Source organism: Mesorhizobium sp. B2-3-7 (assembly GCF_006442695.1).
Lineage (GTDB): Bacteria > Pseudomonadota > Alphaproteobacteria > Rhizobiales > Rhizobiaceae > Mesorhizobium.
In genome coordinates this window covers 39,555-53,163 of the sequence record NZ_VFVV01000019.1, presented here as the reverse complement: position 1 = coordinate 53,163, position 13,609 = coordinate 39,555, and the positions used below count along the sequence as shown (strand labels likewise).

At 63.5% G+C, this 13,609-nt stretch carries 14 protein-coding genes and 1 tRNA gene; 9 read left to right on the top strand and 6 right to left on the bottom strand.

Translation table 11 applies throughout. The features are described 5' to 3' along the window. Positions 1-259 precede the first annotated feature (259 nt). Positions 260-334 (bottom strand) — tRNA-Thr (locus FJ940_RS27075). Positions 335-495: 161 nt separating this feature from the next. Here FJ940_RS27075 and FJ940_RS27070 point away from each other — a divergent pair. The 9 genes from FJ940_RS27070 (at position 496) to yacG (ending at position 6,180) form a co-directional block, all read left to right on the top strand. Next, positions 496-672 (top strand): hypothetical protein, encoded by a 177-nt coding sequence (locus FJ940_RS27070; protein WP_140501051.1) that lies wholly within the window; start codon positions 496-498, stop codon positions 670-672. 127 nt (positions 673-799) lie between these two features. Then, entirely contained in the window at positions 800-2,092 is a 1,293-nt protein-coding gene (gene murA / locus FJ940_RS27065) for a UDP-N-acetylglucosamine 1-carboxyvinyltransferase (RefSeq protein WP_140525562.1), read from the top strand. A 149-nt stretch (positions 2,093-2,241) separates the two neighbouring features. Then, positions 2,242-2,676, top strand: coding sequence for a DUF2948 family protein (locus FJ940_RS27060; RefSeq protein WP_140513351.1), 435 nt, complete (start codon positions 2,242-2,244; stop codon positions 2,674-2,676). Positions 2,677-2,679: 3 nt separating this feature from the next. Next, positions 2,680-3,972: a histidinol dehydrogenase gene (hisD, locus tag FJ940_RS27055; RefSeq protein WP_140658438.1), complete on the top strand. Its 1,293-nt coding sequence runs from the start codon at positions 2,680-2,682 to the stop codon at positions 3,970-3,972. Between the two features lie 5 nt (positions 3,973-3,977). Continuing rightward, positions 3,978-4,463: a UPF0262 family protein gene (locus tag FJ940_RS27050; RefSeq protein WP_140501043.1), complete on the top strand. Its 486-nt coding sequence runs from the start codon at positions 3,978-3,980 to the stop codon at positions 4,461-4,463. Between the two features lie 48 nt (positions 4,464-4,511). Further along, complete coding sequence (locus FJ940_RS27045; protein ID WP_140501041.1) at positions 4,512-4,922, top strand: low molecular weight phosphatase family protein; 411 nt, start codon at positions 4,512-4,514, stop codon at positions 4,920-4,922. A 196-nt stretch (positions 4,923-5,118) separates the two neighbouring features. Beyond that, the gene (gene infA, locus FJ940_RS27040; RefSeq protein ID WP_006200926.1) at positions 5,119-5,337 is read left to right on the top strand and encodes a translation initiation factor IF-1; all 219 of its coding nucleotides are present in this window, start codon (positions 5,119-5,121) and stop codon (positions 5,335-5,337) included. Positions 5,338-5,359: 22 nt separating this feature from the next. Next, positions 5,360-5,986: a Maf-like protein gene (locus FJ940_RS27035; RefSeq protein WP_140513345.1), complete on the top strand. Its 627-nt coding sequence runs from the start codon at positions 5,360-5,362 to the stop codon at positions 5,984-5,986. Then, positions 5,983-6,180, top strand: a complete 198-nt coding sequence (gene yacG / locus FJ940_RS27030) for a DNA gyrase inhibitor YacG (RefSeq protein ID WP_140501037.1) — start codon at positions 5,983-5,985, stop codon at positions 6,178-6,180. Before FJ940_RS27035 ends, yacG begins: the two co-directional genes overlap by 4 nt. An 18-nt stretch (positions 6,181-6,198) precedes the next feature. On the opposite strand, the gene FJ940_RS27025 is transcribed toward yacG, so the two are convergent. The 5 genes from FJ940_RS27025 to FJ940_RS27005 all read right to left on the bottom strand — a co-directional run bounded on the left by FJ940_RS27025 (position 6,199) and on the right by FJ940_RS27005 (position 13,604). After that, positions 6,199-7,569, bottom strand: coding sequence for an alpha-glucosidase/alpha-galactosidase (locus FJ940_RS27025; protein ID WP_140658436.1), 1,371 nt, complete (start codon positions 7,567-7,569; stop codon positions 6,199-6,201). Between the two features lie 19 nt (positions 7,570-7,588). Continuing rightward, a complete protein-coding gene (locus FJ940_RS27020; protein WP_140658434.1) occupies positions 7,589-9,256 on the bottom strand; it encodes an ABC transporter ATP-binding protein in 1,668 nt (555 codons plus the stop codon). Positions 9,257-9,266: 10 nt separating this feature from the next. Then, entirely contained in the window at positions 9,267-10,403 is a 1,137-nt protein-coding gene (locus tag FJ940_RS27015) for an ABC transporter permease (protein ID WP_140658432.1), read from the bottom strand. Further along, the gene (locus tag FJ940_RS27010) at positions 10,404-11,411 is read right to left on the bottom strand and encodes an ABC transporter permease (RefSeq protein WP_140567755.1); all 1,008 of its coding nucleotides are present in this window, start codon (positions 11,409-11,411) and stop codon (positions 10,404-10,406) included. 111 nt (positions 11,412-11,522) lie between these two features. Then, complete coding sequence (locus FJ940_RS27005; protein WP_140658430.1) at positions 11,523-13,604, bottom strand: ABC transporter substrate-binding protein; 2,082 nt, start codon at positions 13,602-13,604, stop codon at positions 11,523-11,525. Positions 13,605-13,609: the final 5 nt, after the last annotated feature.

The following is a 13,609-nucleotide window of genomic DNA, read 5'->3' as shown; positions in this document are numbered from 1 at the left end:
CCCGGCTCGCCAATGCCGATGTTTTCAACCGTCCGATCGGGCGGGTGGGGGGCGGAAGGGCGCCAAGCGGTCGCCCGCTATGGGCCGGCGCTCGTCGCGGAGGAAAGCAAGCAGGCCGATTTGCTCCCGCCATGAAAGCGCGACGAGAACCAACCTTGCGCGAAATCTCGGATTCAGGTGCCGGATGCGCCTTTTTTTGCCCGTTCGTGCCGCAAGGGCTTAAGAATGGGACGGATGGCGCTGAAAATGTCGGGCAGTCTGGTGCTGCGAGAGAGGATTGAACTCTCGACCTCTCCCTTACCAAGGGAGTGCTCTACCACTGAGCTACCGCAGCCGCTGATGGCGGGGCTTCTGCCATATCGAACCGGCAAGCGCAAGGCCAAGTGCAAAGCATCTGTGAAAGCCTTTGCCGGATACGTTTTGATGACATGGCCGCGCCACAATGTTGGTTATGCCTGAATAGCGGGCTGGCCGGCCGCCGGCTAGGACGGGACGATGAACGATAAGACAATTCCACCGAAAAAGGGCGGCACCGGCCGCAAGGACCGCCTGGCCGAGCAGCTGCGCGCGAATCTGCTGAAACGCAAGGCGCAGTCGCGCTCGCGGCGCGCCGGCGACGCCGGCAAGCGGCCGGACGGGGTCGGCGCGGCGAAGGAAATACAAAAAGATTAACTCAAATCCGCCACTCTTGGGTCGGGTGCCAGGAAATCCTATTTCTTGAACCAGCTTGGCCGATGGTCTAGACGGGCCGATACTCAAACGATTGAAACCGGCTTTCAGGGCCAAGGGGATAGTCTTCATGGATCGCATCAGAATTGTCGGCGGCAACAAGCTCGCCGGAAGCATTCCGATCTCGGGCGCGAAAAACGCCGCCCTGCCGCTGATGATCGCGTCGCTTCTGACAGACGACACGCTGACGCTCGAAAACGTGCCGCATCTGGCCGATGTCGAGCAGCTGATCCGCATCCTGGGCAATCACGGCGTCGATTATTCGGTCAACGGACGCCGCGAAAAGCAGAATGAAGGCTATTCGCGCACCATCAACTTCTCCGCCCGCAACATCGTCGACACGACGGCCCCTTACGAGCTGGTGTCGAAGATGCGCGCTTCGTTCTGGGTCATCGGCCCGCTGCTGGCCCGCATGGGCGAGGCCAAGGTGTCGCTGCCGGGCGGTTGCGCCATCGGCACGCGGCCGGTCGACCTGTTCCTGGAAGGCCTGCAGGCGCTGGGCGCCGACATCGACGTCGACACCGGCTATGTCATCGCCAAGACCAGGAATGGCCGCCTCGTCGGCAACCGTTATGTCTTTCCGAAAGTGTCGGTCGGCGCCACCCATGTGCTGATGATGGCGGCGTCGCTCGCCAAGGGCGAGACGGTGCTTGAAAACGCCGCCTGCGAGCCCGAGATCGTCAACCTCGCCGAATGCCTCAATGCCATGGGCGCCAGGATTTCCGGCGCCGGCACGCCAACCATCACCATCGACGGCGTCGAGGCGCTGTCGGGCGCGCGCGTGCGCGTCATCCCGGACCGCATCGAGACCGGCACCTATGCCATGGCCGTCGCCATGACCGGCGGCGACGTCGTGCTCGAAGGCGCGCGTCCCGATTTGCTGCAGACCGCGCTGGACGTGATCTCGCAGACGGGCGCCGAGATCACGCCGACCAATTCCGGCATCCGCGTCAAGCGCAACGGCGCCGGCATTTCACCGGTCGACGTGACGACGGCGCCCTTCCCGGCCTTCCCCACCGATCTGCAGGCGCAGTTCATGGGGCTGATGACCATGGCCAAGGGCAAGTCGCGCATCACCGAGACGATCTTCGAAAACCGCTTCATGCATGTGCAGGAACTGGCGCGTCTGGGCGCCCACATCACGCTTTCCGGCCAGACGGCGATCGTCGACGGCGTGCCGAAATTGAAGGGCGCGCCGGTCATGGCGACCGACTTGCGTGCTTCGGTCTCGCTGGTGATCGCGGGCCTGGCGGCCGAAGGCGAAACCACGGTCAACCGCGTCTATCATCTCGACCGCGGCTTCGAGCGGCTTGAGGAAAAACTGTCCAATTGCGGCGCGGTGATCGAGCGGATCTCGGCTTAGGTCGATCGCCGCCCGCCTCACGGCTGCACGGACCGGAATGACCTCCGGATTCCTGCTTGAGCATGATCTTTTCCGAAAAGCGGTTTCCACTTTTCGGGATCATGCTCTAACAGAAGGCTGAACAGTCAATTTTCAGGTGCGAAATCCGCATGACCGGCCTCAAGCTTATCGCCCTCGACGACCAGGACCTGAGCATCGTCTCCGCCCACGTCCAGGACGCCGTGATGAAAGTCTCGGACCTTGAATACCTTCCCGCGGCCAAGCGTTTCGTGCTGACCATGAACCGTTTCGTCTGGGAGGCCAAATCGGGCTTCTTTCGCCAGCACAATGAACGGCGCCAGGCCGTGCTGCATTTCGATCGGGTTCTGGGCGCCAAGACCAGCGGCATTGCCCGCGACAAGCCGGCCGAAGTGCTGTCGCTGCTGGCGATCAGCTTCATCGAGATCAGCAAGCCGGCCGGTATCGTCGAGCTGATCTTTTCCGGAGGCGGCGCGATCATGCTCGATGTCGAATGCATCGAGGCCCGCCTTGCCGATGTCGGCGGCGCGTGGGAAGCCACGTCGCGTCCCGTGCACAGGGCCTGAGCGATGGCCATCACGCTTCGCCAGTCCGACGCCGATTTCGAACAGCGTTTCGCCGCTTTCCTCACCACCAAGAGAGAAGTGTCGGCCGATGTCGACGCGGCCGTGCGCCAGATCATCGCGCGCGTGCGCGCCGACGGCGACGCCGCCCTCGTCGACTTTACCAGACGCTTCGACCGGGCCGACCTCAGGGAACTCGGCATTGCCGTGTCGAAGGACGAGATCGCCCGCGCCTATGCCGCTTGCGACCACCAGACGATCGAGGCGCTCGAATTCGCGCGCGACCGCATCCGCGCCTACCACGAGCGGCAGCGGCCGAAGGACGACCGCTTTACCGATGCCGCGGGCGTCGAGCTCGGCTGGCGCTGGACCGCGGTCGAGGCGGTCGGGCTTTACGTGCCGGGCGGTACTGCGAGCTATCCGAGTTCGGTGCTGATGAACACCATACCGGCCAAGGTCGCCGGCGTGGAGCGCATCGTCATGGTGGTGCCGGCACCCGGCGGCGTCATCAATCCGCTTGTGCTGGTGGCGGCCGACCTTGCCGGCGTGCCGGAAATCTATCGCGTCGGCGGCGCCCAGGCGATCGCTGCCCTGGCCTATGGCACCGAGACGATCAAGCCGGTCGCCAAGATCGTCGGCCCTGGCAACGCCTATGTCGCGGCGGCCAAGCGCCAGGTGTTCGGCACCGTCGGCATCGACATGATCGCCGGCCCCTCGGAAGTGCTGGTCGTGGCCGACGGCGACAATGATCCCGACTGGATCGCCGCCGATCTCCTGGCCCAGGCCGAACATGACGCGTCCGCGCAGTCGATCCTGATCACCGACGATCCGGCCTTTGGCAAGGCGGTGGAGGAGGCGGTCGAACGGCAGCTGCCAAACCTGCCGCGCGCGGAGACGGCAGCGGCGAGTTGGCGCGATTTCGGCGCGGTGATCGAGGTCGAGGCGATCGAGGCGGCGCTGCCGCTGGTCGACCGCATCGCGGCCGAGCATGTCGAACTGGCAATCGACGACGCCGAGGGCTTCCTGTCGCGGATGCACAATGCCGGTGCCGTGTTTCTCGGCCGCCATACGCCGGAAGCCATCGGCGACTATGTCGGTGGTTCCAACCACGTGCTGCCGACGGCGCGCTCGGCGCGTTTCTCGTCAGGCCTTTCGGTACTCGATTTCGTCAAGCGCACCTCGATCCTGAAGCTCGGGCCCGAGCAATTGCGCGCGCTGGCGCCCGCCGCGATCGCGCTGGCCAAGGCGGAAGGGCTCGACGCGCATGGACGCTCCGTCGCTATCCGGCTGAACATGTAGGCGCCATGTCGGGCTCCGATCAAACCCGGGCGAGGCTGATCGATGTCGAACTCGATGAATCGATCGGCCGTTCGACGCCCGACGTCGAGCACGAACGCGCGGTGGCGATCTTCGACCTGATCGAGGAGAACAGTTTTCAACCGGTCAATGACAGCGGCGCCGGCCCCTACCGGCTGAAGCTGTCGCTGGCCGAGTCCCGCCTGGTTTTCGCCGTGACGCGCGACGACGGTTCCGCCGTGGTGACCCATATCCTGTCGCTGACGCCGCTCAGGCGCATCGTCAAGGACTACTACATGATCTGCGAAAGCTATTACGACGCCATTCGCTCCTCGACGCCGAGCCATATCGAGGCGATCGACATGGGTCGCCGCGGCCTGCACAACGAGGGTTCGCAGACGTTGATGGACCGGCTCGCCGGCAAGATCGACATCGATTTCGACACGGCGCGCCGGCTGTTCACGCTGGTCTGCGTGCTCCATTGGCGGGGTTAACCCCTGACCGCCGGCGCACCGCCCCGTTCGATCCTGTTCCTGTGCGGCATGAATGCCGTGCGCTCGCCGATGGCCGAGCTGTTGGCGCGGCGCATGCTGCCGGCCAGCACCTTCGTCGCCTCCGCGGGCGTGCGCAGCGGCGAGCGTGACCCGTTCGTCGATGCCGTACTTGCCGAGGAAGGCCTGTCGCTGGGCGAGCGCCATCCAAGGACGATGGACGAGCTGGAAGACGACTATTTCGATCTCATCGTCACGCTCGCGCCGGAGGCGCACCATGCCGCGCTGGAGCTCACCCGCTCGCTCGCCGTCGAGGTCGAATACTGGCCGACGCCGGATCCAACCGGCGCCAGCGGCACGCGCGAGCAGATCATCGCGGCCTATCGCGATGTGCGTGAACGGCTGAAGTTGCGCATAGGCCGACGTTTTTTGCTTCCAGAAGCAAAAAACGCGACGGATTAAGCGTGTTCACAAGCCGACGATTATCATATAGGTTCCGCCGAATTTCCGGCTAGAGTCGGATGCGGTTGGGTCTCTTCGACCTGACAGCTTCCGACTCTAGATCAAAGAAGTAGAGCATGATGTCGTCCGAAAACCGCTTCATACTTTTCGGCATCATGCTCTAAACGCCGGGAAACCATCCAAGCAAAGGTATCGAATGCCGAAGGAAGAAGTCCTCGAGTTTCCGGGTGTCGTCACGGAACTGCTGCCCAACGCCATGTTCCGGGTGAAACTCGAAAACGAACACGAAATCATAGCCCATACGGCCGGCCGCATGCGCAAGAACCGCATCCGCGTGCTGACCGGCGACAAGGTCCTGGTCGAGATGACGCCCTACGACCTGACCAAGGGCCGCATCACCTATCGTTTCAAGTAAGATCAAGGCCGACTGGTCCGCGATGAGCATTTTGCTGAAGCTGGTGCTTGCCTCGGGTTCGCCGCGCCGCATCGAACTCCTGCAGCAGGCCGGCATCGAACCGGACCGCATATTGCCCGCCGACATCGACGAGACGCCGCTGCGTGCCGAGCATCCGCGCTCGCTGGCCAAAAGGCTGTCGAAGGAAAAGGCCGAAAAGGCATTTGCCTCACTGAAGTCGGAAACCGACTACGCGCCGGCCTTGGTGCTGGCCGCCGACACGGTGGTCGCTGTCGGGCGGCGCATCCTGCCCAAGGCCGAGACGCTCGATGATGCCGCCAACTGCCTCGGACTGCTGTCGGGGCGTTCGCACCGGGTCTATTCCGGCATCTGCCTGATCACGCCCGGCGGCAAACTGCGCCAGCGGCTGGTCGAGACGCGGGTGCGGTTCAAGCGGCTGCCGCGCGAGGAGATCGACGCCTATGTCGCATCGGGAGAATGGCGCGGCAAGGCCGGCGGCTATGCCGTACAGGGGCTTGCGGGCGCTTTCGTCGTCAAGCTGGTCGGCTCCTACACCAATGTCGTCGGCTTGCCGCTTTACGAGACCGTAGCGTTGCTTTCGGGCGAAGGCTTCAAGGTCCATCACAACTGGTCCTCGGCGCGGCCATGAGCGCGGACGACAAGGTGACGCCGCTGCGGCCAAGGCGCCCCTGCCCCGAATGCGGCAAGCCTTCGGCGCGCGAGACCTACCCGTTCTGCTCCAAGCGCTGCAAGGACATCGACCTCAACCGCTGGCTGAAGGGCGCCTATGTCATCAAAGCCCGCGACGACGAGGAAGAACCCGACGCCGACGAGCCGAAATAAGCTAAGAGCGACGCTTGATCAGGCGGCTTGGATCTTGCGGCTCACGCGCGCCCAGGCCGGCAGCCAGTCGCCGTGAGCGGCAAGAAGCTCGTCCACCAGTGACCATATCTGGTCGAGGTCGAGCTCGGCTGCCGTGTGCGGATCCATCATCGCCGCATGATAGATGTGTTCCCGGTTCTCGCTCGTCAGCGCCCGCACCGTCAGTTCCTGCACGTTGATGTTGGTGCGGATCAGCGCCGTCAATTGCGGCGGCAGGTCGCCGATGTAAGTCGGCTGGATGCCGGAGGCGTCGACCAGGCACGGCACCTCGGCGGCGCACTCGCGGGGCAGCGAGGTGATGCAGCCATTGTTGCGAACATTGCCGTAGATCACCGACGGCTCGCCGGTCCAGACCGAATTCATGATCGAGGAGGCATATTCCTTCGACTGCTCGACCTCGATGCGCTCGGCCGAACGATAGGCTTCCGCCTGTCCCTGCCAACGCTCGATCTGCTCGATGCAGCGCTTGGGATATTCATCCAGCGGGATACCGTATTTCTCGATCAGGTCGGGACGGCCGCTCTTGATGAAATAGGGCGTGTATTCGGCGAAATGTTCGGAGCTTTCGGTGACGAAATAGCCGAGCCGGGTCAGCATCTCGTAACGCACCTTGTTGGGGCAGCGCGGATTCCAGCCGGGCTTGGGCGCGCGGCCATCGCGATAGGCGCGCAGGAGATCCGGGTAGAGGTCGCGGTAGGAGCCGTCGGCCTGGCGGTGCTCGAACTTCAGGTAGAAGGCCATGTGGTTGATGCCGGCGGAGCGATAGCGGATGTCCTCGTAGGGAAGATCGAGATCGTGCGCCAGTTCCATCGCGGTGCCCTGCACCGAGTGGCAGAGGCCGACCTGCCTGATCTCAGGATATTTCTCCGATATCGCCCAGGTGTTGATCGCCATCGGGTTGACGTATTGCAGCATGATCGCCTCGGGGCAGACGGCGAGCATGTCCTCGCAGATCTTCCACAGATGCGGCACGGTCCTCAGGCCTCGCATGATGCCGCCGATGCCGAGCGTGTCGGCTATGGTCTGGCGCAGGCCATATTTCTTCGGCACTTCAAAGTCGGTGACGGTGCAGGGCTCGTAGCCGCCGATCTGGAAGGCGACGACGACGAAATCGGCACCGGCCAGCGCCTTGCGCTGGTCGGAATAGGTCTCCGCTTTCGCCTTCACGCCGAGCGTCGCGATCAGCTTGTTGACGACGACGGCACTCTCTTCCAGCCGCTGCGGATCGATGTCCATCAGCGCGATCGTCGCGCCCGAAAGCGCCGGCCGCTGCAGCACGTCGCCGACGATGTTCTTCATGAACACGGTCGAGCCGGCGCCGATGAAAGTGATCCTGGGATTTCTTGCCACGCTAACCTCCGGCATGTGTTCAGGCCACGTCGAAAGCGGCCCGGACGAGCCGTTCGGTGTAGGCGGTCTTGGGATTGGTGAGGACCTCGTCGACAGGTCCCTGTTCGACGATCTTGCCGTGCTGCATGACGATGACGCGGTGGCACAGAGCGCGAACCACCTTGAGATCGTGCGAGATGAAGAGATAACTCAGGCCGCGCTCGTCCTGCAGCTTGCGCAAGAGATCGATGATCTGCGCCTGGACGGAGAGGTCGAGCGCTGATGTCGGTTCGTCGAGCAGGATGAATTCCGGTTCCAACGCGATGGCTCGGGCAATCGCGATGCGCTGCCGCTGTCCGCCGGAGAACTCGTGCGGAAATCGCGAAAGGATGTCGCCCGGCATGCCGGCGCTTACCAGCGCCTCGCGCACCCGCTCGACCCGCTCGCGCCGCGTCGCCCCGATGCCGTTGACGATCAGCCCTTCCTCGATGATCTGCCCGATCGTCATGCGCGGGTTGAGCGAGGAGAACGGATCCTGGAAGACGACCTGCATGCGCGATCGCAGCGGCCGCATCTCGGCCCGTGACAGCCCATGGATCGGCTGGCCGTCGAAACGGATCTCGCCGCGCTTGGCATCGATCAACCTGAGCAGGCACTGGCCGAATGTGGTCTTGCCGGAGCCGGATTCGCCGACCAGTCCCAGTGTTTCGTGGCGGCAAAGCTTGAGATCGAGATCGTCGACGGCGACCAGCTCGCGCCAGTCGGGTTTGAGGAAGGTGCCGTGACGCAGCATGAAGCAGACGCGCACCCCGTTCGCTTCGAGGATGGTGCCGGAGCCCTCCGGCAGCGGTTGTGGCCGCCCGCGCGGTTCGGAGGCGAGCAGTCGTTGCGTATAGGGATGCTGGGGATCGGAGAACAGACGTTCGGTGACGTTATGCTCCCGCATCTCGCCATGCTGCATGACATAGACGTAGTCGGAGAATTTGCGCACGACCGTGAGGTCATGGGTGATCAGGATCACCGCCATGCGCAGCTCTTTCTGCAGATTGCGGATCAGGTTCAGGATCTGTGCCTGGACGGTGACGTCGAGCGCCGTCGTCGGCTCGTCGGCGATCAGCACGTCGGGGTCGTTGGCCAGCGCCATGGCGATCATCACGCGCTGGCGCTGGCCGCCCGAGAGCTGATGCGGATATTGCTTGAGCCGCGCGACGGGATCCGGGATCTGGACATGCTGCAGGAGTTCGAGCGCCCGTGCCCAGGCTTGCCGCCGGCCGACCTTGCGATGAACCCTGATCGCCTCGACGATCTGGCTGCCGATCGTATAGATCGGATTGAGCGAGCTCATCGGCTCCTGGAAGATCATCGAGATGCGGTTGCCGCGCAGATTGCGCCGGGCGCTTTCGGGGAACTTCAGGATGTTCTGCCCATCATAACAGACGGTCGATCTCGGCGACACGGTGGCGCGCCGGGACAGCAATCCCATGACGGTGCGCGCCGTCACCGATTTGCCGGAACCGGATTCGCCGACGATGGCGATCGTCTCGCCGCGATAGAGCTGGAACGAGACGTCCTTGACCGCCTCGACCGTGCCGTGCTCGACCTTGAAGACGACCTCGATGTTGCGGGCATCGATGACGGGTTCTCCCTGGCGTCCGTCATGGTCGTGCCGGACGGAAGGTGCGAAAGGTTCGGCGAGCGCGAGCGTCATCCCAACCACCTCAATAAGGATCGACGGCGTCGCGCAGCCCGTCGCCCAGCGCGTTGAAGGCAAAGACGGTGACCAGCACGAAACCGACCGGCGACAGGATCCACGGATAGGTGCCGATGACGGAGTAGGTCGCGGTGTCCTGCAGCATCAGCCCCCACGAGATCAGCGGCGGCTTCACCGCGAAGCCGAGGAACCCGAGGAAGGATTCGAGCAGCACCACGGTGGGGATCGCCAGCGTCACCGCGACGATCACATGGCTCATCACATTGGGGAAGATGTGCTGCATGATGATGCGCCGGTCGGTGGCACCGACCGCCATGGCGGCGCGTACGTATTCAATGCGCGCAAGCGCCAGCGTCTTGCCGCGCACCTCGCGCGACATCTGCGCCCAGCCCAGCGCCGACATGACGATGATGACGAAGGCGAGGAAGACGTTGGTGGGCGCGGTGACCGGGATCAGCGTCGTCAGCGCCAGATAGAGCGGCAGCTGCGGGAAGGCCAGCACGAGTTCGACGAAGCGCTGCATCCAGACATCGAACCGACCGCCGAAATAGCCGGAAGCCATGCCGACCGTAGTGCCGATGACGGTGATGATGAAGACCACCGTCAGCGCGATCATCAGCGAGACGCGCGAGCCATGGATGGCGCGCGAGAGCACGTCGCGTCCGAACTTGTCGGTGCCGAGGAAATGCACCGGCTGGCCGTCCATCGAACCGAAGAAATGCCGGTTCGCCGCAATGAGCCCGAAGAGCCTGTAGGGCGCGCCGTCGACGAAAAGGCCGAGCAGTCTTGGATGATCATAGTCGGGACCGACGATGGGCTGAAAGGTGACCGGATCGAGATCCGCCGAATCCGCCAGCGCATAGACCCTGGGCCGGGCGACGAAGTTGCCGTCCCTGTCGTGGAAAATAGGGGTTTGCGGCGGCGCGAAGGCGACATCGGTCACCTTCGGGTCCATCGGCGCCAGGAACTCGGCGAATACCGCCATGAGGATCAGCAGCACGACGAGCCAGAACCCCGCCATGCCGGTCCAGGAGCGCTTCAGCCGGCGCCAGACGAGCGCGGTGTAGCTCTCGTTGCCGCGCGCGGGTCTCTCGACGGGTCCTTCGGCCGGCAGCGGCGGCGGCGATGTATCGCGGGCTAGCATCTAGCTCTCCCCGAACTGGCGCACGCGCGGATCGAGCAGGACCAGCAACATGTCGGCGACGATGTTGCCGACGATCAGCGTGGCCGACAGCACCATCATGAAAGTGGCGGTGACATAGACGTCGCCGACCGCCATCGAGCCGACGATCGCCGGGCCGACGGTCGGCAGCGCGAAGATGATCGCCGTCTCGATTTCGCCGGTCAGCATGTAGGGCAGCACCACGCCCTGATACATGACCAGCGGATGCAGCGCATTGGGCACGGCGTGTCGCATGACGACGGCGCTGCCGGTCAGCCCCTTGGCTCTGGCCGTCTCGACATATTGCGCATTCAGCGTGTCGAGCAGATTGCCGCGCATGACGCGCATGTTGTAGGCGAGCCCGCCGAAGGTGGCGATCGCGACCACCGGCCAGACATGCTTGACCAGATCGACGAACTTGGCCCACGACCATGGCGCACCGCCATATTGCGGCGAGAAGAAGCTGCCTATCTCCGAGACGTTGAACTGGAAGACCAGGAGATAGACGATGATCAGCGCCATCAGGAAGCGCGGCACCGTCATGCCGAGGAAGGAAATGGCCGAAAGTGTCGAGTCGATCCAGGTGTATTGCCTGGTTGCCGCCCAGATGCCGAAGGTGATGCCGAGCACCGAGGCGAGCAGATGGCACACAAGCGCCAGGATGAGGGTGCGCGGCAGGCGCTCGCCCACGACGTCGGCTACCGGCTTGTTGTAGTAGAGGCTGTAGCCGAAATCGCCGCGGGTGACGATGCCGCCGATCCAGTTGAGATACTGGACGGGCAGCGGCTTATCGAGGCCATGTTCGATCCGGTAGGCGTTGGCCTGAGCGTCGGCTTCGGCGAAGGAAGCGCCTCCCTGGTTGATCAGCTGCGAGCGGATGTAGTCGGCATAGTCGCCGGGCGGTGCCTGGATGATGGCGAAGGTGACGAGGCTCAGTATGGCAAGGACCGGGATTGCCGACGCTATGCGCATGAGCAGAAATCGCAGCATGGACGGTCGCTTCCTCGTCTTGCCGATCGCGTCTTTTTGGTGCGTTCGGAGGTTGCCTTTGTCCGGCCGCGCCAGCGGCGCGGCCGGAGGTCTCAGTCAGGGGAGGTAAACTTACATCGGGCCCTTGTCTCCAGGCTTGCCGGGCAGCTCTTCCGGGAACAATTCGTATTTCGCCTGCTTGTCGGCCGCCACGAAGACCCGTTCTCGAATGATCGAATCCTCTGCCCAGTTGAACATGTAGATCGGCGTGCTCTTTGGAACGTTGGAGAAGCGCTTATTGACGATCAGCGCACCGGGATATTCCGTCAGGCCGACATTGTAGACGTGCTCCGTCGAAATCTTCTGGAAGTCTCTCATCAAGGCGGCGCGCTGGTCATTGTCCTCAGACGTGACAAATTTGTTGACGATGTCGACGAGGTCCTTCTCGAAAGGCATCAGGTCGACCTCGCCGCTTTCAGGTGCGCGGTGATCCCAGCTGGTCTTGGGGCCGACGGGAGCGAGCTGCACGGTGTTCTGCACGACGGAGGTCAACTCCTGGTCGTTGCGCCGGATCAGCCAGTCGAAGCGCCCGGAATATTGCGAGGCATCGCGCTGGGTGCCGTTGAGACCGTTGAGCACGATCCGCAGCCCGAGCTTCTCCATCTGGGCGACAACGCCTTCGGCGAGGCTCTTGTCGGTGCCGTAGTCATTGTTGACCAGCATGACGATCTCGACATTCTTGCCGCCGGCCGTGCCGGCCGGGAAGTTCACGAAACCGTCGCCATCGGTATCCTTGAGTCCGGCCTTGGCGAGTTCGGCCTTAGCGCCCTCGAGGTCGAAGGGATAGTAGACCGTCGACTTGCGGTCATAGAAGCTGGTGCCGGAGGACAAGCCGCCGGGGTAGATGGCGGTGAACGGCCCCTTGACCAGGGAGTTGCCAAGCGCCTTGCGGTCGAGCGCCATGGTAACGGCCTTGCGGAAATCCTCATTGCGGTTCAGCTCGCGAATCGCCTGACCGCGCTCGTCCGGGTTGCCCCAGCCATTAGCGGAAAAATTGAGGCGCAGATTATAGCCGATCAGCCGTGGACCGAACGCCAGGCGTGCAGGCGCATTCGCCTCCGCGGCCCGCTTCAGCGAGGCGACGAAGTTCTCCGGCTGCTCCAGATTGGAGAAATCGCCCGAGCCGGCCACCGCCTGGACATCGCGGTCGGCCCAGGTGGACAGCTTGTAATGTAATTCGTTGAGGTAGGGCAGCTGATTGCCCTTCTCATCGACCTTCCAATAATAGGGATTGCGGCGCATGACGATGATGTCGTCTGGCCGGTATTCAACCGGCACCCAGGCGCCCATGACCGGCATGTTCATATATTCCGGCGGGAAGGCGTTCTTGAACTGGTCGTAGGTGTTCTTCGAATATTTCGGATGCTGCGGCTTCAATATGTGCGCGGGGCCAGGACAGAAAGTGCCGTAGGCCATCGCGTAGAGATACTGTTTCGGGAAGGCTTCCTTGAAGGTCCACTCGACGGTGTAGTCGTCGACCTTCTTGAGCGTGGTGCCGACGCCGAACGTTTCCTGGGTGGCACCATTGAGCGGCGAGACATTGGGATCGACGACCTCGTCGTCCCAGTAGAACATGACGTCGTCTGAGTTGAAGGGCGCGCCGTCGGACCATTTGGCACCCTCGACGAGGTGCATGGTGAGCTTGTGGCCATCCGCCGACCAGTCCCAGCTTTTGGCGAGGTTGGGCAGCGGTTCGGTGTCCTTGGCCTCGACCTGGAACAGCGGCGCGGTGCGCGTCAGGCATTCGGACAGGCCGATATCGATGCCGCCCCATCCCTGCGTCTGACCGGCGCCGTAGTTCCAGCCTTCCGGCCGCCCGCCGATAACGTGGCGCATTGTATCGCCGTAGACGCCGATGCCATCAGGCATGTTGCCCGTCTTGAAAACCAAGGGCTCCTTCGGCAGCCTGTCTTTCACCGGCGGCAGCTTGCCGGCCTTGACGTATTTCTCGGTCACCCAGTCCGGCTCGTGATAGTCGGGCAGCGCCTTGAACTCCAGGATGGACTTGCGCGGCACATAAGTGATCTTGCCTTCGGCCGGAAACGCCGCCGGTACCGGCGGGACCGTCGGCTCGGAGGCGAAAGCGTTGAGCGCCGGGACGGAGACGCCCAGCGCCAGTCCCGCGACCATGCCAATGCTGCGTAGGTTCCTCATTGTCT